Genomic DNA, 20,896 nt, shown 5'->3' with positions numbered 1-20,896 from the left:
GGCTCCTTCTAGCTGCTGTGCGTGAGCGGGCGCGGTGACGGGACGCTGCGGTGGGTGATGTCGTGCTGGATGACTTCGCGGTGGATCGGGACCCCGGTGCTCAGGGGTACGCCGGAGCCGTCGTGCCGGTTCGCGATGATTTCCGCCGCGATCGACAATGCGGTCTCCTGCGGGGTGCGGGCACCGAGGTCGAGCCCGATCGGTGAGTGCAGCCGACCCAGCTCGTGATCGTTCAGGCCTGCGTCGCGGAGCCGGGCCAGGCGTTCCTCGTGGGTGCGGCGAGAGCCCATGGCCCCGACGTACGCCACGGGCAGGCGCAGGGCGGCGGTCAGGAGCGGCACGTCGAACTTGGGGTCGTGGGTGAGCACGCAGACGACGGTGCGCTGGTCGAGCAGCCCGGCCTCGGCCTGGGCCCCGAGATGGCGGTGCGGCCATTCCACGACGACCTCCGCGCCCGGGAACCGCTCCGGGGTGGCGAACGTGGGCCGGGCGTCGCAGACCGTCACCCGGTACCCGAGGAAGGTGCCGAGCCGGGCCAGCGCGGCGGCGTGGTCGATGGCGCCGAAGACGAGCATCCGCGGCGCCGGGGCGCAGGACTCCACCAGCAGCGTCATGGGCTCCCGGCAGTAGCTGTCGGCCACCCCGATCTCGACCGTGCCGCTCTGGCCGGCATGCAGCACGTCCGCCGCCTGCGCCCCGGCGACCTGGTCGAGCAGCTCGTCGCCGAGAGTTCCCTGGCTGGGCTGACCGGGACGCACGACGATCGTCCGGCCCAGGTGCGCCTCGGGGCCGCGCACCACCGTGGCCAGGGCGACCGACTCGTCCCGGGTGGCGTCGAGGAGGGCCGCTTCCAGCCCCGGTTCGGTGGCCGGGTCGTGGTGGCACAGCAGGAGCTCGATGGTTCCGCCGCAGGTCAGGCCGACGCCGATCGCGTCGGCGTCGGTGTACCCGAACCGCAGGACCTGGGGCTGGTGGTCCCCGGCGAGCATCTCCTGACAGGCGTCGTGCACGGCGGCGTCGACGCACCCGCCGGACACGTTGCCCAGCACCGCGCCGTCGGCGTCGACCACGAGCGACGAGCCGGGCTGCCGGGGTGCGCTGCCGGCCACGTTCGTGACGGTGGCCGTCACGAACGGGATCCGACGGCGGGTGCGTTCGAGCAGCTGGGCGGCGAGCTCAAGCATGGCTACCGCCTGCGCTGGTCATCGGCTCTCCTGCAGCTCGGTCAGAGCCCGCACCAGGGTGCGGCGCAGCAGGGCGGGCTTGAACGCGTTGTGCTCGCGCGGCTGCGCACCGTCCGCGGCACGGACGACGGCGGCCTCGAACGTGGCAGCGGTGGCAGGCCGGCCGGTCAGGGCGCGTTCGACCGCCGTCAGCCGCCACGGCCTGGTCCCCACTCCGCCTGCGGCGACCCGGGCACTCGTGATGGTCCGGCCCCGCATCCCGAGGGCGACGGCCGCCGAGGTGAGTGCGAACTCGTACGACTGCCGGTCACGGACCTTCACATAGAGCGAGTGCGCCGCCCACGGTGAGCGGGGCACAGTGATGCCGGTGATCAGCTCGTTCGGTCGCAGCACGTTCTCGACCTCCGGCGTGGCGCCGGGCAGGGTGTAGAAGGTGTCCAGCGGCACGCTGCGGGTGCCCCGCGCCGAGGCGAGGTGCACCACCGTGCTCAGCGCCACGAGCGGGACAGCCAGGTCGCTGGGGTGGCTCGCGATGCAGTCGTCGCTGGTGCCGAGGACCGCATGACCGCGGTTGATCCCCTCCAGCGCCGAGCACCCGCTGCCCGGCTCGCGCTTGTTGCACGGGGTGCTGACGTCGCGGAAGTAGCCGCACCGCGTGCGCTGCAGCAGGTTCCCGCCGATGCTCGCCATGTTGCGCAGCTGAGCCGAGGCGCTCAGCTCCAGCGCCTGCGCGACCATCGGGTAGTTCTCCCGCACCCTCCGGTCGGCCGCCACGTCGCTCATGCGTTCGAGCGCACCGATGTGCAGCCCCTTGTGGTCCAGGGTGATGCCGTCCAGCGGGAGCCGGTTGATGTCCACGACCCGTTCCGGGGTGACCACCTCGAGCTTCATCAGGTCCACCAGGGTGGTGCCCCCGGCCAGGAACGCGGTGTCGGGTCCGGCGCCCCGCAGGGCCTCGCGGACCGAGCGCGGCTGGGCGAAGGTGTAGGGCCGCATCAGCGCATCACCTGCTGCGCGTCACGGATCGCGTCGACGATGCGCGGGTAGGCGCTGCAGCGACAGATGTTGCCAGACATGCGCTCCCGGATCTCGTCGTCCGAGCGGGCGGGACCCTCGTCGTCGACCATGGCGACCGCGGACATGATCTGTCCCGGGGTGCAGAAGCCGCACTGCAGGCCGTCGTGCTCGATGAACGCCTGCTGCATCGGGTGCAAGCGGTCCCCGTCGGCCAGGCCCTCGATCGTGGTGACCTCGTGGCCTGTCGTCGACGCGGCCAGGGTCAGACAGGACAGCACGCGCCGCCCGTCGACGTGCACGGTGCAGGCACCGCACTGGCCCCGGTCGCAGCCCTTCTTCGTGCCCTTGAGGTCGAGCCTCTCGCGGAGCGTGTCGAGCAGGGTGGCCCGTGGGTCGACCAGCACCGTGACCGGTGCGCCGTTGACGGCGGCCCGCACCAGCACCTGTGCCACCCCGCCCGCGGTGGCGGAAGCCGCCTCTGCCGCCTCGGCCTCGGCTGTCGCGTTCAGCAGTGGCGTCACGGCGGCGGCGACCAGGCCGCCGCCCAGGAAGTTTCGCCGGGAGACGCCCGAACGGCCGTGTCCCGCATCGTTCTCTGGATTCATCGAGTCTCTCCTGGCTGGTCGCAGCTTCGGGCGGGGAAGGACAGCGCCGCGACCATCCGTGTGGTCTCCGGCTCGGTACTGGTCCCAGGTTGGGCACTGGGGCGAAGGACATCCAGGACCTGCCGATCCCAGGCTGAGGTCGCCGGGGTGTCAGGCGCGGTTCAGGTCGCCTCGGGCGATCTTCGTGATCGCGAAGAGGGAGACAGGGATGATGCTGAAGATGTTGAAGATCATGAGCGCCTCGAAGATCGCCGGCGTGCTCCACGCGGCGCCGGTCGTGTCAACGACGGTGTCGCCCTCGGTGAAGCCGAGGAAAGCGGCTATCGAGCTGATACCGAACATCATGTAGATGAGCACGGGTTGCAGGTGGGAGATCCGTGGCAGGCCGTGAGCGGTCTCCTCGGGGCGCCGGGTCTGGCGAACGGCGAGGGCCAGCGCGAAGACCTGGAAGAAGCTCCACGTGACGAACCACCAGCCGAGATAGTTCGTGAAGGGGACGCCGAAGACGCCGCCGCCTTCTTCCCAGACCCATGCGCCTCGGACGGTCGAGGAGATCGAGTCGATGCCGACGTCGAACATCGTCATGACGGCACCGGCCAGCACCGGCAGCGCGAAGACGTTGATCCGGCCGACCCGGGTGCGCAGGTTCAGATGTTCGTCCGCACGGTCGAGGATCGTGTTGGCAGTCATCCAGCTGACGAAGCCGATGCCGAAGTAGGCCACACCGATGATCACGGGCACGTGGAGCAGCTGCGGCGTGAGCGTGTAGTGGTAGTTGCCGAACGGGAAGCCCGTCATGACGCTCAGGTTTTCCCAGGCGAAGCTGATGACGTAGCTGATCACGAAGAAGGCGAGCAGCGGTCCCCAGCCGTATCGCCGCGTGCCCTGCACGAGGGCGAGGGCGACACCGAGCAGCGCGATGGACTGCGCCGCCGCGGGCGCGCCGGACAACGGCACGATCACGGCGGCAGCGGCGGCTGCGGCCACCACGATCCATCCGAGTGCTCGCCGGACCGGGCCGTGGGATCGTCGCGAGGGGCTTTCCGTGGTGATTCTGAGGCTGAACGTGTCGGACATGATTTCCTTCCCTGGGGAGACGGTCTCCACAGTGGTGGAAGGCGGCACCGTTATTCAGGGCCTGTCGATCCGCCCCTGACCAGCGCGAGAGCAGGGATGGCGCCCGTTCCTCGCGGGCATCAGTCACACGTCCGCGCTGCGATGTCGGACAGCTGCTGCAGCTTCTCGTCGCTCTCGGAGCCGGGGACGGCCGCGAAGACGAGCAGGCGGTGCGACTGGTCCGGGTCGAGCAGGGACTGACAGGTCAGTTCCAGGGCGCCGACCTCAGGGTGGACCAAGCGCTTGACGGCGACCGACCGCACGCCGACCTCGTGAGCGTTCCACGCCTCGCGGAACTCGTCGTTCTGCCCGAGCAGGTGGTCCGCCAGCTGCGCTGCCCGGGAGCCGGGGCCGCGCAGTGCGGCGACGTGGCGCAGGCCGGCGGTGAAAGTGCGGGTGAGCAGGGGATGGTCGTCGGGGTCGTAGAGCTGTCGTGTGGTGGGGTCGGTGAACCACCGGTAGCCGATGCTACGGGCGGGTCCCGTGTGCCGGGTCCGGTCGCCGGTGAGCGCGATCCCCAGCGGGCTCTGCCGGAGAGTCTCCCCGAGCTCGGTGACGATCTCCGCGGGAGAGTCGTCCAGGCAGTCGAGGATGCGGAGCAGACCGGGGCTGACGTGTTCGCCGGCCGCGCCGCGCGCCGGTGGGTTGTGCCCGGAGAGCCGAAGCAGGTGGTCGCGTTCGTCGAGGCAGAGGCCCAGTCCCTGCGCGATGGAGGTGATCATCTGCACGGACGGGTGAGGTCCGCGCTCTCGTTCGAGCCGCGCGTAGTAGTCGGCCGACATGTGACAGAGCGAGGCGACCTCCTCCCGTCGCAGGCCGCCGGTCCTTCGGCGCGATCCGCGCGGGAGGCCGACGTCCTCAGGTTGCAGCGACTCGCGGCGCCGTCGCAGGAACTCGGCGAGCCCGGCCCGATCGATCACCATGGGTTCCCTCTCTGATCGCCGGCTGCGGCCGGTCGTGACCATAGTCTCCGCGCCGGGGATCATCGACCACCCGACGTCGAGGCGTCGAACCCGCAGGGCGTGGTCCATGAGACGACCATCGGCGCCTACCTGATCGGATCCGCAGACCGTGACCAGTGGGGTTCCATGGGCGACCACGCTGGAGGAACCTGGCGGTGTGGCATTCGGTCAGGGCGGTGCCCGGTGACTCGGGGCGCCAAGTAACTCAGGACCCTCGCGTGCCTCAGGACGTCAGGAGCCTGCGAACAATCCTTCGGAGCGCCCTGACGTCCTCGGGGTCGAGGGCATCGAGCAGGTGACGTCGGGCTGAGTCCTCCAATGTCGGTATCGACGTGTCGAGCGCATCCCTGCCCCTGGTGAGCAGGGCCACCTCGACACCCCCCGTCACCTTTCCACGGGTCACGTACTCGCGCGCCTCCATCCTGGTGAGCAGGTGCGACAGCCGGGTCCGGTCCCAGCCCAGCTCTGCGGCCAGGACGTTCTGGCGCGCGGCGCCGCCGGCCTCGAAAAGTGTGACCAGGACGCTCAGCTCGGGCTCCGAGAGATCGGATCCGGCGGTCACGTCGGCGACGATCGGTGCTCGCACCGCCTCGAACGCGCGCTTCCATGTCAACCACAGCTCCGCGGCACTCTCGACCCGTGTTGACATGTCAACATTCGCTTTCTATCGTAGGTCGAACCAGTATCGCCACAATCCTAGGGGTTCCTCCGTGCTCGACTCTCAACGGCGCTACGTCGGCCTGCGCTACATCGCACTCCTCCCGCTCGCGCTCTTCGTCCCCGTCGTGCTCGCTCTGCTGATCGACCCCACCGTGGTGTGGGGGGAGTACCTCGGCGTCTTCTTCCACCTCTCGATCCTGCTCCTCGTGTCGCGCCTGGACGCCGCACCATGGGCCAGGGCTGCCGGGTACGGCTGGGTCGCCCTGGACGTTCTGGCAGGCATCCTGATGATCAACGACATCTCCTACGAGACCGCGTGGGCGGTCCGTCTCGGCGGTCACGTCCTTGCCGGTGTCTGGATCGTCGCAAGCTCGCTGGTGTCCCGATCCTGGCTCGTGCGTGTCGCCGGACTCGTCTCTGGCGTGTGGCTCGGTGGATACTCCTTCGTCGGCACGACAGTGCCCGAGGAGTTCCTCAGTCCGGCGGGGATCGTCACCGCGGTGTGGTTCGCCCTGGTCGCCATCTATGGGCAGGAGTCCGAGGAGCCGCCCGCTCCCCGTGCTGTTCTGGCAGGCGGATGACATGTCAACAACGGCGTGAGCCGGAGCTCCGGGTGGTGCCCGAGGTGGGGCTCGGGTCGCTCGTGACCACCGGTGCGTCGTCACCGGGGCATGAGCAGGGCCTCGGGCGTGATGGGCAGGTCGCGGACCCGGCGTCCTGTCGCGTTGAAGACGGCGTTGGCGATCGCGGGCGCCACGCCGACCTGCACGACCTCGCCGAGCCCTTTGACGCCGATCGGTGCGGCCTCGTTGTCGACGCCTTCGATATAGATCGCACGGATGTCGGTCGCGTCCGCGTTGGTCGGCACGAGGTAGTCCGCGAGGTTGGCGTTCAGGATCCGGCCGTCACGCGGGTCGGTGACGGTGTGCTCCAGCAGGGCTTGGCCCAGGCCGCCGATCATGCCACCGTGGGCCTGGCTGTCGGCGAGCTTGGGGTTGACGATGCGTCCGGCGTCGAAGACCCCGAGCATCCGGCGGACCCGCACGATCCCGAGCCGGGCGTCGACGGCGACCTCGGCGAAGATCGCGCTGTAGGCGTACATCGAGTACCGGATCTCCTCGGGCGGCTCGTAGCCACCGACCGCCTCGAGATGGGTCCGGCCGTTGCGTGCCAGCAGCTGCTGATAGGTCTCGCCACGGCGCGGATCCGCCCTGGTGTGCAGCCACCCGCGCCGCACGACGACCTCGTCGGCGGGCACGCCGTGCAAGGGCGACCGGTCGTCGCCCACCGCCAGGGCGACCGCCTTGCGCCGCAGCCTGTCGCAGGTCGCCTGGACGGCGGAGCCCACGCTCGCCATGGTCCAGGCCAGCGCGTGCACGGGGGCCGGGGGCATCATGGAGTCGCCGAGCTGGAACTGCACGCTCCACATCGGCAGACCGAGGGCGTCGGCGGCGACCTGTGCCATCGACGTCGTCGTGCCCGGGCCCATGTCGCTGCTCGCCGAACGGACGACGACGGTTCCGTCGGCGCCGAGCCGGGCGTGCGCCTGCGCGGGGGCGCTCTCGGCCGGGTAGGCCCCGGCCGCCATACCCATACCGATCAGCCAGTCGCCCTCGCGGACCGCCCGCGGACGGGAGCTGCGCCGGTGCCAGCCGAACTCGCGCATGCCGGTCGTGTAGCACTCGTGGAGCCGCCTGGTGGAGAACGGCTGACCGGTCGCGGGGTCGTCGGCGGGTTCGTTGCGGATCCGCAGCTCGATCGGGTCGATGCCGAGCTCGTGCGCCAGCTCGTCCAGGGAGGTCTCCAGGGCGGTCGCCGTGGTGGACCACCCCGGGCCACGCATCCACGTCGGTGTGTTGACGTCCAGGGGAACGAGCCGTACGTCCTGCCGGAAGTTCGGCGTGTCGTAGAGCATCCGGCCCAGTGCGAGGTCGTCCGAGTGGCGCTCGTAGCGGGAGGTCTCGCCCCGCACGTCGTGCACGACGGCGGTCAGCCGGCCATCTCGCTCGCTACCGAGGCGCACGCCGTACTCGTAGGCCGGGCGGAACCCGATGCCGAAGTAGAGCTGTCTCCTGCTGAGGACGAGCTTGACCGGGCGACGAAGCTCCCGGGCCGCCAGCGCCGCGGCCACGGAGTGGACCCAGGTGCGTCCGGAGTTGCCGAACGCTCCGCCGACGAAGCGCGAGTAGCACCGCACGGCGGCCTGGGGGATCCCGAAGACCGCCGCGAGCTCGTTCCTGGGGTCGGCGACCCACTGGGTCTTCTCCCAGACCGTGAGGCGGTCGCCGTCCCAGCGCGCCACTATCGCGTGCGGTTCCATCGCGTTGTGGTGGTTCCGCCCCATCCGGTAGGTCATCTCGAGCTGCACCGGGGCCGAGGCGAGCGCGGCTGCGGCGTCGCCCCGGGTGTAGATGTCGGGCTCGTGGGCGGGTGCCGTCACGAGGTCGAGCTGTGGGGGCTCCGCGTCGTAGGTGACCTCGACGAGGCGAGCGGCGTGCCGCGCCGCCTCCAGGGTCGTGGCGACGACGACGGCGACCGGTTGTCCGAAGAACCGGACATGGTTGTCCTGGAACGCGCGCAACCGCTCGCCGGGCGGGTGGATCGAGTCGGGGAAGGAGTTGTCCCGGTACGGCAGCCGCGGCGCGTTCCCGTGGTGGATCACGGTGAGGACGTCCGGGACGGCCAGGGCGGCGCGGGCCTCGATGCTGGTGATCCTTCCCCTGCCGATGGTGGCGTCCACGAGTACCGCGTGCACGATCCCGTCGATGCCGTCGGCGGGGCCGTGGTCCGCGGCGAAGCGGGCCTGGCCGGTCACCTTGAGACGTCCGTCGACGCGGGACCGCGGCGTGCCGACCGCGGCCTGGGGCTGCCGGGCGGGCCGCGGGGCAGGCTGGGGGGTCATGAGCGCCCTCCTACGATGCGGAGCTGGCGTTCGACGGTGCGTCGCAGCAGCTCGGTCTTGAATCCGTTGTGGACCAGTGGTCGCGCCCCGTCGGCGGCTCGTTCGGCGGCCTGTGCCCAGAGGTCGGGCGAGGGGCGTCTGCCGACGAGGTGCTGCTCGACGGCCGGGAGCTTCCAGGGAATGGTGCCCACCCCGCCGGCGGCGACCTTGGCTGTGTGGATCACGCCACCCCTGATGTGCAGCGCGACGGCGACGGAGGTGAGCGCGAACTCGTAGCTCTCCCGGTCGCGCACCTTCAGGTACCCGGACCGCAGTGGCCGCGGGAGCGGGGGTATCTCGAGGGCCACGATCAGCTCACCGGGTCGGAGGTCCTGCTCCCGGTCCGGCGTGTCGCCGGGCTGCAGCAGGAACTGGCCGATCGGTGTGGCCCGTCGGCCCTCCGGGCCGACCATGTGCACGGTGGCCTCAAGCGCCGTCAGGACGACCGCCAGGTCCGACGGGTGCGTCGCGACGCAGTGTTCGGACGTTCCGAGGATGGCGTGGGTCCGGTTGTAGCCCTCCAGGGCCGAGCAGCCCGAACCGGGCTCGCGCCGGTTGCAGGGAGCCGAGACGTCGCGGAAGTACGCGCATCGCGGGCGCTGCATGACGTTGCCGCCGATGGTGGCCATGTTGCGCAGCTGCGCCGAGGCGCTCAGCTCCAGCGCCTGCGCGACGGCGGGGTAGGTCTGCCGCACGACGGGGTCCGCGGCGACGTCCGCCATCCGGGCGAGTGCTCCGATGCGGAGGCCGCCACGCGGCGTGGCGCTGACGTCGGACAGGGGAAGGCCGACGATGTCGACGAGGGCGCGTGGGCGCTCGACCGTCTCGCGCATGAGGTCCACCAGGGTGGTGCCCCCGGCGATGTACCTGCCTCCGCGCTCACCGGCTTCGATCGCTTCGTGGACGGAGGTCGCCCTGGTGTAGGTGAAGGGGAACATGGCGCCTACCTCCCGCCTGTGGCGACGTGGTCGACCGCACGGACGATCTTGACGTAGCAGCCGCACCGGCAGATGTTGCCGCTCATCCACTCCCGGATCTCCTCCGGGGATTCCGTGTGTCCCTCGCGGATGCAGGCCACGCCCGACATGATCTGGCCGGGCGTGCAGAACCCGCACTGCAGGGCGTCCTGCTCGATGAACGCTCGTTGCAGCGGGTGCAGGTCGCCGTCGGGCGCGAGGCCCTCGATGGTGGTGACCTGCGCGCCGTCGAGCCTGGCGGCGAAGGTGAGGCAGGCGTTGACCCGGCGGCCGTCGACATGGACCGTGCAGGCCCCGCAGGCACCGGCGTCGCAGCCCTTCTTGGTCCCGGTCAGGTCCAGCCGCTCGCGCAGCAGATCGAGCAGGGAGGCTCGGTTGTCGACGACCAGCGACTGGCGGCGCCCGTTGAGCAGGAAGGAGACCTGGCTCGTCGTGCCGTCCGCGAGCTCGCTCGCCACATCCTCGGTGGCGGATACCGGACGGGTGCCCGACCCGGTCACCCCGGCTGCGACGGCTACTCCCGTCGCGGTACCCGTAGCGGCGATGAAGGTGCGTCTGCTCAGAGGGGAGGGGCGTCCTTCTTCTGGCTGGAGCTCGGGCTCCTGTACATCGGTAGACATGTCGACCTCACTCGGTCTTGTCGTGAACCTGTCCCGAACGGAATGCCGGCCGGGACAGGACGGCTGGTAAACTCAACCGTACCGTTTACTTTTGGACCCGACAAGGTCCGGCGAGGAGCGCACGTCTCCCCGGTAGACGGTTCGGTCCCGCCCACCTCCACGATCGGAGCTGCCCATGCTCGTCACCCGGCCGGCCGCCACGGCACTCGCCGCGACCCTGTCACTCGCCGTCCTCCTGTCCTCCTGTGCCGGCCCTCCACCATCCTCGACCGCGAGCCCCGGACCTGGTTCCGCGGCGCCGTCGGGTACGTCAGCGCCGGCGGATGCCGCGCCCGGCGAGCTCGCCTCGCCGGGACGCGTCACGGAGCTCGCCACCGGTCTGGACACCCCGTGGGGCCTCACGTTCCTCCCGGACGGGTCGGCGCTCGTGTCCTCCAGGAACACCTTCGAGATCCGCCGGGTCGATCCCGGGACCGGCGACCACCGTTCGGTGGGGCAGGTCGACGGCGCGGCCACCGCACCCGACAGCGGCCTGCTCGGCCTCGCGGCATCCCCGGACATCGCCCGGGACCGCACCGTCTACGCCTTCGTCTCCACCGCGTCGGACAACCGTGTCGTCGCACTCGAGCTCGACTCCGAGTTCGGCTCGTTCACCCAGGCCAGGGTCGTGCTCGACGGGATCCGCCTGGGCACGGGTCGGCACCAGGGTGGTCGGCTCGCCTTCGACCGGACCGGGGCGCTGTGGATCACCACGGGCGACGCCGACGAGCCGGCGCTCGCCCCCGACCCGGACAGCCTGAACGGAAAGATCCTGCGGATCCGCCCCGACGGGACGGTTCCGTCGGACAACCCCTCCGACAGCCCCGTCTACACCACCGGGCACCGCAACGTCCAGGGCATCACCTTCGGGCCGGACGGGACCGCGTACTCCTCGGAGTTCGGCGACCAGGAGCAGGACGAGGTCAACGTGATCGTGCCGGGAAGCGACTACGGCTGGCCGGACAGCGAGGGCTCCCTCGGCTCCGCGGGCGTGCCGCCCCTGTTCACGTTCGCCACCGAGGAAGCCTCACCCTCCGGCATCGCCTATGCCGCCGGATCGCTCTGGATGGCGGGACTCAGGGGCCAGCGGCTGTGGCAGCTGCCCGTCGACGGCGGCGAGGCGGCCGGCGACCCGATCTCTCACCTCGAAGGCGAGTACGGGCGCCTGCGGACCGTCCAGGCCGCACCCGACGGGACGCTCTGGGTCACCACCTCGGAGACGGACGGTGCGTCCTGGGGCGGAGCCAGCCCCGAGGAAGGTGACGACCGCATCCTGCGGATCGAGCTCGACGAGTGATCCGGCCGTGCGCGGGCTGACGGGCGGCCCGGCCGGCACGGATCGGCTGGGCCGCGCGGAACGGCCCGCCGCGTAAACTCCGTCGTACCGAAAATCTCGATCACGACGGAGGCAGGCCGGTGGGACGCCGCGGGGAAGAGCTCAAGGAACACATCCTGTGGTCTGCCAAGGACGTGTTCCTCGAGCTGGGCTTCGAGCGCACCTCCATGGACGTGGTCGCCGCACGCGCCTCCACGTCCAAGAGGTCCCTGTACACACGCTTCCCGAGCAAGGACGCGCTGTTCCGCGCGGTGTTCGAGCTCGCCCGCACGATGTATCTCAACCGCCTCAAGACCCCTGACACCTACAGCGACGACGCCACCGAGGCGGTGACGGTGTACTGCGCACGCTTTCTCCAGCTCCTCCTGCGTGAGCCGGCGCTGCGTACCTGCCGGATGGGGATCGCGGAGGCCGAACGCCTTCCGGACGCGTCGAGCCAGTACTACGACGCCATCTTCCGCACCTCCCAGGAGCGCCTCGCGTCGTTCCTCACGGAGCGGCTCGAGATCCCAGGGCCCGCGTCCGGCGAGCTCGCGACCGACCTGCTCGGTCGCTCGCTCCACCCCCGCTTCTTCCAGGCCTTGTTCGGCGTCGAGAAGCCGCTCCCGGAGAGCTCCGACGAGGGCTCGCTGTACACCGACGTCGACGTGGACCGGATCCGGGGCTTCGTCACGACACTCCTGACGACCCCGTAGGACGCCGGAAGCTGCCGGACGGCGAGGTGGGGCTCGGTCGTCCGATGAGCAGGTCGTGTTCTGCCACGGCTCGGCTGTCCACGGATCGCAAGGTCCTGGATGCCGGCTCGCCGACGCGCGAGCCTTCTCGGGTCACACCCACTCAGCGAAGGATCGGGACACGCTCGATGTCCTCGCCCGGCGCGCACACCAGGGAGCCCCCGAGATGACACACCCGCCAGGAGAGAACGGTCCCGTCGAGGTCGAGAGAAAGGGATTGTCCCGCCGCACGTTCGTCCGACTCGTCGGTGTTGGTGCCGGGGTCGCGATCGTCGGCGGTGGCACAGCCGCCTTCGTGGCGAACCGGCCGGAGATGTCCCCGCGTCAGCAGGGCCTGCCGAGGATCCCCGACTGGACGGCAGCTGACGTTCCCTCGCTGCGGGGGCGCTCGGCGCTCGTCACGGGCGGCAACGGCTATCCCGTGGAGGACCGGAGCGGCCTGGGCTATCACAATGCCCTTGAGCTCGCCCGTGCCGGCGCGGAGGTGACGATCGCGTCCCGCAACCAGGAACGGGGCGCGGAGGCTGTCCGGCGCATCAGGGCCGACGTTCCCGGCGCTTCGATCCGCTTCGAGACGCTCGACCTGGCGGACCTCGCTTCGGTCGCAGCCTTCACGGAGCGCATGCGTGCTTCACGAACGAGCCTGGATCTTCTCGTCAACAACGCCGCTGACGGGGGGCAGCTGGCCCGCCAGGTGAGCGCCGATGGATTCGAACGGGTCCTGGCCACGAACACGATCGGTCACTTCGCGTTGACCGCCCGGCTCCTGCCTCTGCTGCGCGCAGCAGAGGCGCCCCGGGTCGTCTGGGTCTCCAGCCTTCGTGCCGCCACCGGGACGATCAACTTCGACGACCTGCAAGCCACTCACGAGTACGACTACGGGGCGGCCTACAGCAACTCCAAGCTCGCCAACCTCATGCTCGCCTTCGAGATGCAGCGGCGCAGCACGGCGCGAGGCTGGGGAATCTCGTCCATAGCCGCCCACCCCGGCGTCGCCCGTACCAACCTGATCCCGGACGGCCCTGGTCCGGACAGCACGGAGGGGCGCAATCACAGGTACATGCCTTTCCTGTACCAGCCAGGCGCTCAGGGAGCTCTGCCAACCCTGTATGCGGCGACGTCACCGCAGGCCGAGGCGGGCGCGTACTACGGTCCAGCCGGATTCATGGGGCTCAGCGGCCTGCCCGCCTGGGCCGGCATTCCTGAACAAGCCGAGGACCAGCAGGTCGCGGCCAGGCTGTGGACCACGCTCGACCAGCTCGGCGGGGTCACGTTCGGGCGGGCGGGCTGATCCCGTGGAGACTTTCACGCTGAACGACGGCTACCAGATCCCGAAGCTCGGCATCGGCGTCAACCAGGTTCGTTCCGCCGACGTCGGCCCGGCGCTGGCCCGTGCGTTCCAGGTCGGTTACCGCTCGGTGGACACCGCCAACACGTACCTGAACGAGCGCGCTGTCGGCCAGGCCGTCCGGGACAGCGGCCTGCCGCGGGAGGAGATCTACCTGACCTCGAAGGTATGGTCGACCGACTCCGGGTACACGAGGATGTCGGCCGCGATCGACCGCACGCTCAAGCGGCTCGACACCGACTACCTGGACCTCTTGCTGGTGCACCAGCAGTACGGCGACTACAACGGTTCCTGGAAGGCGATGGAGGACGCCGTCGGGGCGGGCAAGGTGCGCTCGATCGGCATCAGCAACTTCAACCATCGAAGGCTGACGGACCTCATCAGCAGGGCGACCGTGCTCCCCGCCGTCGCCCAGATCGAACGCCACCCCTACTTCCAGCAGCGTGAGCAGAAGGCCTTCCTCGAGCAGTTCGGCACGGTCGTGGCGGGCTGGTTCCCGCTCGGGCGCGGCGACCGGGAGCTGCTCGCGGAACCCCTCTTCGCCGAGCTGGGCCGGAAGTACGGGAAGTCGCCGGCGCAGGTCATCCTGCGATGGCACCTCCAGGGCGACACGATCGTCATCCCCGGCTCCACCGACCCTGCCCACATCCGGTCGAACTTCGAGCTGTTCGACTTCGCCCTGACGGCCCAGGAGATGGACCGGATCACCGCGATGGACAGGAACAAACGGTTCCACAACCTGCCCGAGCTTGTGGAGAGAATCATCTTCCAGAGCATGCGCATGGACTACGACAAGCGGCAGCGCTGAGCCGGTACGGCGACCGCACTGTCTACGGGGCGGTGAGCTTCTGCGTACCGATCACGGCGAGCAGCTCGAGCCGCTCGGCGGTGCCGGTGCCGGGCGTGGGAGTGAACCAGAGCAGTCGTTGCCGGCCGTCCTCGCTGAACAGGTTGAGGCAGCTGACGTCGAACAGGCCGAGCTCGGGATGGTTGATGCGCTTGCGGTCTCGGCGGCGAAACGCCACGTCGTGCCTGTCCCACAGCTCGGCGAACTCCGCCGAGCCCTCCCGCAGCTCGGCGATCATGGACCGTGCCTCGGTGTCCTTGCTGCCCCGGCGGGCGGCACCCGCGCGCAGGTCGGCGACGAAGGCCTGTGACTGGGTGTCGTGGTCGGCCTCGGGGTAGACGGCGCGGGACGCCGGGTCCATGAACCAGCGGTAGGCGAAGCTGGCGTGCTTACCCGTGAAGTGCGACTGGTCGCCCAGCAGTGCGACGGCGAGCGGGTTCTGGGCCAGCGTCACGTGCAGATCGGTGATCACCTTCGCGGGTGTCGGGCCGAGGCGGGTGAGCAGGTCCAGCATCCCGGGTTGCACGTGCGAGGTCGCGGCGCCCGGGGGAGGCACCGGCCGCTCGGCCAGGTGGTAGAGGTGGTTCCACTCGTCGTGGGTCAACCGCAGTGCCCGGCCGATCGCGGCGAGCATCTGTTCGGACGGCTGGGAGCCCGCACCGCGTTCGAGCTCGTTGTAGTAGTCCACCGAAGCGCCCGCCAGCTGCGCGACCTCGTCACGCCGCAGTCCGGGCACGCGGCGCCGCGGACCGGGAACCAGCCCGACGTCCTCGGGCCGGATGCGTTCGCGGCGGGAGCGGAGGAACGTGCCCAGCTCGGCGTACCCGGCGGCTCTCATGGCCCAATTATCCCGTGAGAGGTACCGCTGGCACAGGGGATGGCGTCCCCTGGTTCACGGGTCCGCGGTCCGGGAGCGTGGGATGCGTCCCCCACCGAACAGACGAAGGGTCCACCGTGACCAGACATCCTGTCCCCTCCCGCCACCGCGCGGCGATCGCCGTGCTCGCAGCCGGCGCGATGCTGACCACGGCGTGCACCACCGTGCCGGCCTCGTCGTCCCCGGAACAGAATGACGCCTGGCAGGAGCGCGCGCCCATGGCCCTGGAACGGCAGGAGCTCTACCCTGAGGTCGTCGACGACCGGATCTATGTCGCCGGGGGACTGCTCAACCCGAACACCGGCGTGTCAGCACACTTCGACGCGTACGACCCCGTCGCGGACTCCTGGCACCGGCTCGCGACGCTCCCGCAGGCCCGGCATCACATCGGCCTCGCCGAGGCGGGCGGTTCTCTCTACGCCGTCGGCGGGTTCAGCGGGGGGTTCCCCCGGTGGCGAGCGCAGTCCGACACCTTCGTCTACTCGCCGGACGACGACACCTGGTCCGCCGGCGTCGACCTGCCGGAAGCGCGCGCCGAGTTCGTGATCGAGAGCGTGCGGGACCAGGTGTTCGTCATCGGCGGCAGGGTCCGCGAGACACGTGACGCCATGACGTTCACGACCCACGTCGACAGCGACCGGAACGAGATGTTCGACCCGGCGACGGGCAGGTGGACCCCGCGCGCCCCGGCGCCCACCCAGCGGAACAGCGCCGCGTCGGCCGTCGTCGACGACCGGATCTACGTGATGGGTGGCCGGGAGTTCTCGCTCGCCGAGGACGGCTCCGCCGTCCAGGAGAACGTCGCGACGGTCGAGGTGTACGACCCGGCCTCCGACGCGTGGGAGACGGTCGCCCCGCTCCCCGAGGCTCGCGGCGGGCTCGCGGCAGCCGTGCACGACGGTTCGATCTATGTCTTCGGCGGCGAGCAGCACAACCCCGACCCGCTGGTGTACGACGACGTCTGGCGATACGACCCGGAGGCCGACGAGTGGACCTCCGCGGGGAACCTGCCCACGCCGCGGCACGGGCTCGGGGCTGCCACTGTCGGCGATGTGATCTACACCTTCGGTGGGGGTACCGAGGTGGGCGGCAACTTCGCCAGCGTGCGGAACGAGGCGTTCACACCGGAGTGAGCGGGTAGTGAGAGGGTACGGCTCGCACCACCTGCCGGTGGTGCGAGCCCTCAGGCCGGGATGGCCGTCCTGGTCAGCTGCTCCGAGACGTCCCAGACCCGTGCGGCGTCGTCAGCGCTGCGCAGCGGCGGGTACATCCGCTGCTCGGCCGGCGCGCCGCTGGTGTTACCGAACCCGCTGGGGCTGTACAGGGCGCCGGGCTTGGCCTGCGGATCGGTGGCCGCCATGAGCGCGGGCAGCGCCGCGCTCTCGACCGTCCCGGCCATGATGCCGCGGGCGGAGAGCCAGCCGATCATCCGGCGGCCGGCGGTCTCCTGGGCGCGGCCGAGCTCGGGACGGGCCGCCAGCAGGTTGGTGGGGGCGACCCCGGGGTGGGAGAGGTTGCTGGTGATGCCCCACCCGTGGGCCTTGCTGCGCCGCTCCAGCTCCAGGCCGAACAGGCCGAAGGCGACCTTGGACTGGCCATAGGCGCGCATGCCGTCATAGCTGCGTTCCCAGTTCAGGTCGTCCCAGTTGATGCGGCCTCTCCGGGCGGCCACGCTGACCTGTGAGGTGACCCGTGCCCCGCCGGCGCGCAGGAGCGGCATCAGGTGCGCGACGAGAGCGAAGTGGCCCAGGTGGTTGGTGCCGAACTGGAGCTCGTACCCGTCGGCAGTCTTCTGGTGGTCGGGCGGGGTCATGACGCCCGCGTTGTTGATCAGGAGATGGATCGGCGCGCCCTCCGCGCGCAGGGTGTCGCCGAGGGCGGCGACGGACGCGAGGGAGGACAGCTCAAGGCTGCGCAGCGAGACGTTCGCGCCGGGCACGGACTGCTTGATCGTGGCGATCGCGGCTTCGCCCTTCGCCGGGTTCCGGACGGGGATGATGACCTCGGCTCCGGCCGCGGCGAGTCGCCAGGCCATGACCAGGCCCATGCCGTCGCTCGCCCCGGTGATGACGGCGCGCTTGCCGGTCAGGTCGGGGATGGTGATGTCGATGGGTGTGCGGGACATGTGGTTCGCTCCTCGATGTTGTGCGTTCGGCACCACACTCCCCGATTGCCGGCCTGTTATTCAGGGCCTGTCGATCCGCCCCTGTCCCCGTCAGCTGTGGACCTGGGGGCGTGGACGGCCCGATGACGGGGCGTCGTGGCTCTCGGCGATGTCGCTCAGCACCTCGGCGGCAGCGAGTTCGTCGCGTGCCGCGAGCCGGTCGAAGCCGTCCACGGCCGGGTAGACGTAGGGGCCCAGCGTCGCGATGAGGACCGCGCCGACCACGAGCACGCCCATCAGGACCGGGATGACCGGGTCGTAGGAGCCCAGCTGGTCGTAGCCCAGCCCGAGGAGCAGCGGCCCGACGGCGCTGCCGAGGATGAACATGGCCTGGATCGGGCCGATGATCTGGCCGAAGTTGCGCATGCCGAGGTACCGGGTGATGAGCAGGGCGAGCAGGTCACCCTCGATGCCGAACGCGACGCCGATGAACGCGACCGCGAGAGCCGCGGTGGAGAAGGGCGGCTCGAGAAAGAACATCCCGGCGATGGGGGCGAGGATGACGATCGGTCCGACGACCGAGCCGTGGACGCGGTCGATGATGACGCCGCCGACGACGCGGCCCACGAGCGAGGCCAGGCCGAAGACGACGAGCAGCTGGCCCGCCTGGTCGTTGCTCAGGCCGCGGTCGGTCATCATCGGCACGAGGTGGACCTGGAGCCCGATGATCACGACGCCGACCATGCCCAGGCCGAGCGCGATGCCCCAGAACTGGCGGGTGCGCAGCGATTGAGCGAAGGTCAGGCCGGGGAGCTCCAGGCTGACGTCACGGTCTCCGACGTGGGTCTCGTGGACCAGTCGTCCGCGCACGTGCCGCTCGGCGCGGCCGCGCACGAACAGGGTGATCATCGTGACGGACACGAGGGCGGCGATCAGTGCCATGTAGCCGTAGGTCTGCCGCCAGCCGACGCTCTCGATGAGCGCGCCCGCCAGCACCGGGCCCAGCGCTGCGCCGAGGCCGATGATGCCCGTGACGATGCCGACGGCGAGCGCACGGTTGTTGTCGAACCAGCTCACGACGACGCGGGTGGCGGGGATCGCGGTCCCACCCCCGAAGAAGCCGACGAAGAAGCACGGGATGAAGTAGATCGCCTCGACCGGCGGCACCAGGCCGATCGTGGCCATCGAGGCGGCGAACAGCACGAAGCTCGGTAGGAGGATGTACCGGGCGGCGTACCGGTCCACGAGCCGGCTGACGATGATCAGACCGATGACCATGCCGACGGCGGCGACCGAGTACGCGCCGGTGACGGTGGTGCGGCTGAACCCGGTGTCCTCGACGATCGGCAGGACGAAGAGGCCGGTGGTGGCCAGGTACATCTGCGGGCCGACGGCGTTGGCTGTGCCGGCGCCGACGACCACCCACCAGGGGCTTCGGCGTCGGGGATCGGGCTGGGTGACAGAACTCATGCGGCTTCTCCTGCGGCTCGGCTCGTGGGGCTCGCGGTGGTCGGCTGTGCGGTCACGCGGTCGGGAAGGAGGTCTTCGTCAGCTCCTCGGACACCTGCCAGATGCGGGCGGCCTCGGTGAGGCTGCGCAGCGGCCGGTGCATCCGCTGCTCGGCGGGCGCGCCGCCCAGGGTGCCCGGACCGCTGGGCCCGTACAGCGTGCCAGGCTTGGCGGCAGGATCGGTCGCGGCCAGGAGGGCGGGCAGCATCGCGGTCTCGATGGTGCCCAGCAGGACGCCGTGCTCCGAGAGCCAGCGGATCCGCCGGATGTGGGGCGTGTCCTCGGTGCGGCCGAGCTCGGGGCGGGCAGCCAGGAGGCTGGTGGGGGCGACCCCGGGGTGGGAAAGGTTGCTGGTGATGCCCCAGCCGCCCGCCCGGCTGCGGCGTTCCAGCTCCAGGCCGAACAGCCCGAGCGTGATCTTGGACTGGCGGTACGCGTGCATGACGTTGTACGAACGCTCCCAGTTCAGATCGGGCCAGTTGATGGAGCCGCTGGCCGAGGCGACGCTGACCTGGGAGGTCACCCGAGCGCGCCCGGCGCGCAGCAGGGGCAGCAGGTGGGCGACCAGGGCGAAGTGGCCCAGGTGGTTGGTGCCGAGCTGCAGCTCGAACCCGTCGACCGTGGTCAGCCGCTGCGGCGGCCGCATCACGCCCGCGTTGTTGATCAGGAGATGGATCGGCCGCCCCTCCTTGCGCAGGGTGTCGCCCAGAGCTGCAACGGACTCCAGCGACGCGAGGTCGAGGTCGCACAGCGAGACCTTGGCGCCGGGGGCGGCCCGGTTGATCCGGGTGATCGCGGCCTCGCCCTTGGTCCTGTTGCGCACGGGCATGATGACCTCCGCACCCGCGGCGGCCAGACGCCCGGCCATGCCCAGGCCCATGCCGTCGCTGGCGCCGGTGACCAGCGCGCGTTTGCCCGTCAGGTCGGGGATGGTGATGTCGATCGGTGTGCGTGGCATCGCTCTGCTCCTTGGGGTCGTCATGGGCCGTTCGTCGGCCATGGCCCTGATCCTTGGCGGACGGCGCAGACCTATCCAGGACCTCCCGATCACAGGCTCACGAGGTCACGGTTCCTTTCGGCATCGGGTGGCCGGGCCGTAAGGGGGGATCGCCGGGCCGTGGCTACCGTCCGCCGCACGGGATACAAACGAGGCAGTACTTCAAGAAAAAGGGGAGCGACATGATCGATCGGACGGGGCTCGCGAGCTTTCTCCGCAACCGGCGCGAGGCACTGCAGCCGGAGGACGTCGGCATGCCCCGCGGCCAGCGACGCAGGACCAGCGGGCTACGGCGCGAGGAGGTCGCGACGCTGTGCAACATGTCGGCCGACTACTACGCCCGCCTGGAGCGGGAGCGCGGCCCGCAGCCGTCGCAGCAGATGCTCGCCTCGATCGCCCAGGGGCTGCACCTGTCGATCGATGAACGTGACCACCTGTTCCGCCTCGCCGGGCACAACCCGCCACCCAGGGGAACTTCCAGCGAGCACATCAACCCCGGGCTGCTGCGCATCCTCGACCGCTTGGAGGACACTCCCGCGGAGATCGTCACCGAGCTCGGCGAGACCTTGCGGCAGACGCCGATGGGCGTCGCGCTCACCGGTGACACGACCCGGTACACCGGGCCCGCGCGCAGCATGGGCTACCGGTGGTTCACCGACCCGAGCGCCCGGACCATCTATGCCCCGGAGGAGCACGCGTTCATGACCCGGATGTATGCGGCCGGACTGCGTGGGCTCGTCACTCTCCGGGGGCCCGACTCCCGGGCCGCCTATCTGGCGGACCTGCTCCTGGACAGCAGCGAGGAGTTCCGACGGGTGTGGGCCGACCACGAGATCGGGATCCACCCCCACCAGGTCAAGCACTTCGTCCACCCCGAGGTCGGCGCCCTGGAGCTCAACTGCCAGCGGCTGGTCGATCCGGACCAGGCCCACTCCCTGATGGTCTACACCGCGGTCCCCGGCACCGAGAGCTACGAGAAGCTGCAGGTCCTGTCCGTCATCGGCGCGCAGTCGCTCCGCTGAA

20 protein-coding genes are annotated in these 20,896 nt (G+C 70.4%); 7 read left to right on the top strand and 13 right to left on the bottom strand.

Annotated elements, in window-relative coordinates:
- Positions 1–8: 8 nt before the first annotated feature.
- The 6 genes from LUU90_RS22565 to LUU90_RS22540 all read right to left on the bottom strand — a co-directional run bounded on the left by LUU90_RS22565 (position 9) and on the right by LUU90_RS22540 (position 5,533).
- The gene (locus LUU90_RS22565; RefSeq protein WP_275006202.1) at positions 9–1,184 is read right to left on the bottom strand and encodes an XdhC family protein; all 1,176 of its coding nucleotides are present in this window, start codon (positions 1,182–1,184) and stop codon (positions 9–11) included.
- A gap of 18 nt (positions 1,185–1,202) precedes the next feature.
- On the bottom strand, positions 1,203–2,180 hold the full coding sequence (locus tag LUU90_RS22560; protein WP_275006201.1) for an FAD binding domain-containing protein: 978 nt from the start codon (positions 2,178–2,180) through the stop codon (positions 1,203–1,205).
- Entirely contained in the window at positions 2,180–2,806 is a 627-nt protein-coding gene (locus LUU90_RS22555; protein WP_342471012.1) for a (2Fe-2S)-binding protein, read from the bottom strand. Before LUU90_RS22555 ends, LUU90_RS22560 begins: the two co-directional genes overlap by 1 nt.
- A 150-nt stretch (positions 2,807–2,956) precedes the next feature.
- Positions 2,957–3,796, bottom strand: coding sequence for a carotenoid biosynthesis protein (locus LUU90_RS22550; protein ID WP_275006200.1), 840 nt, complete (start codon positions 3,794–3,796; stop codon positions 2,957–2,959).
- 206 nt (positions 3,797–4,002) lie between these two features.
- On the bottom strand, positions 4,003–4,842 hold the full coding sequence (locus tag LUU90_RS22545) for a helix-turn-helix transcriptional regulator (RefSeq protein WP_275006226.1): 840 nt from the start codon (positions 4,840–4,842) through the stop codon (positions 4,003–4,005).
- Positions 4,843–5,107: 265 nt separating this feature from the next.
- On the bottom strand, positions 5,108–5,533 hold the full coding sequence (locus tag LUU90_RS22540; protein ID WP_275006199.1) for a MarR family winged helix-turn-helix transcriptional regulator: 426 nt from the start codon (positions 5,531–5,533) through the stop codon (positions 5,108–5,110).
- Between the two features lie 61 nt (positions 5,534–5,594).
- Between LUU90_RS22540 and LUU90_RS22535 the strand changes: the two genes are divergently transcribed.
- Entirely contained in the window at positions 5,595–6,125 is a 531-nt protein-coding gene (locus tag LUU90_RS22535; RefSeq protein ID WP_275006198.1) for a hypothetical protein, read from the top strand.
- An 80-nt stretch (positions 6,126–6,205) separates the two neighbouring features.
- On the opposite strand, the gene LUU90_RS22530 is transcribed toward LUU90_RS22535, so the two are convergent.
- Genes LUU90_RS22530 through LUU90_RS22520 form a run of 3 tightly spaced genes read right to left on the bottom strand, consistent with a single transcriptional unit; the run spans position 6,206 to position 10,082 of the window.
- Positions 6,206–8,446, bottom strand: coding sequence for a xanthine dehydrogenase family protein molybdopterin-binding subunit (locus tag LUU90_RS22530; RefSeq protein WP_275006197.1), 2,241 nt, complete (start codon positions 8,444–8,446; stop codon positions 6,206–6,208).
- Positions 8,443–9,423 (bottom strand): FAD binding domain-containing protein, encoded by a 981-nt coding sequence (locus tag LUU90_RS22525; RefSeq protein ID WP_275006196.1) that lies wholly within the window; start codon positions 9,421–9,423, stop codon positions 8,443–8,445. The genes LUU90_RS22530 and LUU90_RS22525 overlap by 4 nt, the downstream gene beginning before the upstream one ends.
- 5 nt (positions 9,424–9,428) lie before the next feature.
- Complete coding sequence (locus LUU90_RS22520; protein ID WP_342471007.1) at positions 9,429–10,082, bottom strand: (2Fe-2S)-binding protein; 654 nt, start codon at positions 10,080–10,082, stop codon at positions 9,429–9,431.
- Positions 10,083–10,257: 175 nt separating this feature from the next.
- On the opposite strand from LUU90_RS22520, the gene LUU90_RS22515 reads away from it, so the two are divergent.
- From LUU90_RS22515 to LUU90_RS22500, 4 genes are all read left to right on the top strand, one after another.
- Positions 10,258–11,418 (top strand): PQQ-dependent sugar dehydrogenase, encoded by a 1,161-nt coding sequence (locus tag LUU90_RS22515; RefSeq protein ID WP_275006195.1) that lies wholly within the window; start codon positions 10,258–10,260, stop codon positions 11,416–11,418.
- Positions 11,419–11,537: 119 nt separating this feature from the next.
- Complete coding sequence (locus tag LUU90_RS22510) at positions 11,538–12,152, top strand: TetR/AcrR family transcriptional regulator (RefSeq protein WP_274993415.1); 615 nt, start codon at positions 11,538–11,540, stop codon at positions 12,150–12,152.
- Between the two features lie 205 nt (positions 12,153–12,357).
- A complete protein-coding gene (locus LUU90_RS22505) occupies positions 12,358–13,482 on the top strand; it encodes an SDR family oxidoreductase (RefSeq protein WP_275006194.1) in 1,125 nt (374 codons plus the stop codon).
- A gap of 4 nt (positions 13,483–13,486) precedes the next feature.
- Positions 13,487–14,347: an aldo/keto reductase gene (locus LUU90_RS22500; RefSeq protein ID WP_275006193.1), complete on the top strand. Its 861-nt coding sequence runs from the start codon at positions 13,487–13,489 to the stop codon at positions 14,345–14,347.
- Positions 14,348–14,369: 22 nt separating this feature from the next.
- Here the strand turns inward: LUU90_RS22500 and LUU90_RS22495 are convergent, their stop codons facing one another.
- Complete coding sequence (locus tag LUU90_RS22495; RefSeq protein WP_275006192.1) at positions 14,370–15,224, bottom strand: helix-turn-helix transcriptional regulator; 855 nt, start codon at positions 15,222–15,224, stop codon at positions 14,370–14,372.
- Positions 15,225–15,340: 116 nt separating this feature from the next.
- Here LUU90_RS22495 and LUU90_RS22490 point away from each other — a divergent pair, with 116 nt between their 5' ends.
- Positions 15,341–16,396 carry a Kelch repeat-containing protein gene (locus LUU90_RS22490; RefSeq protein WP_275006191.1) on the top strand — a complete coding sequence of 352 codons (1,056 nt, stop codon included), beginning with the start codon at positions 15,341–15,343 and terminating at the stop codon, positions 16,394–16,396.
- 50 nt (positions 16,397–16,446) lie between these two features.
- On the opposite strand, the gene LUU90_RS22485 is transcribed toward LUU90_RS22490, so the two are convergent.
- The 3 genes from LUU90_RS22485 to LUU90_RS22475 all read right to left on the bottom strand — a co-directional run bounded on the left by LUU90_RS22485 (position 16,447) and on the right by LUU90_RS22475 (position 19,834).
- A complete protein-coding gene (locus tag LUU90_RS22485) occupies positions 16,447–17,388 on the bottom strand; it encodes an SDR family oxidoreductase (protein ID WP_275006190.1) in 942 nt (313 codons plus the stop codon).
- Between the two features lie 90 nt (positions 17,389–17,478).
- A complete protein-coding gene (locus tag LUU90_RS22480; protein ID WP_275006189.1) occupies positions 17,479–18,837 on the bottom strand; it encodes an MFS transporter in 1,359 nt (452 codons plus the stop codon).
- A gap of 52 nt (positions 18,838–18,889) precedes the next feature.
- Positions 18,890–19,834, bottom strand: coding sequence for an SDR family oxidoreductase (locus LUU90_RS22475; protein ID WP_275006188.1), 945 nt, complete (start codon positions 19,832–19,834; stop codon positions 18,890–18,892).
- 221 nt (positions 19,835–20,055) lie between these two features.
- Between LUU90_RS22475 and LUU90_RS22470 the strand changes: the two genes are divergently transcribed.
- Positions 20,056–20,895 (top strand): helix-turn-helix transcriptional regulator, encoded by an 840-nt coding sequence (locus tag LUU90_RS22470; protein ID WP_275006187.1) that lies wholly within the window; start codon positions 20,056–20,058, stop codon positions 20,893–20,895.
- The last annotated feature ends 1 nt before the right edge of the window (position 20,896 follow it).

This window comes from Promicromonospora iranensis, assembly GCF_028994775.1.
Taxonomy (GTDB): domain Bacteria; phylum Actinomycetota; class Actinomycetes; order Actinomycetales; family Cellulomonadaceae; genus Promicromonospora; species Promicromonospora iranensis_A.
Note: the sequence above shows the minus strand (reverse complement) of the source record. Positions and strands in the feature narration are given on the sequence as shown.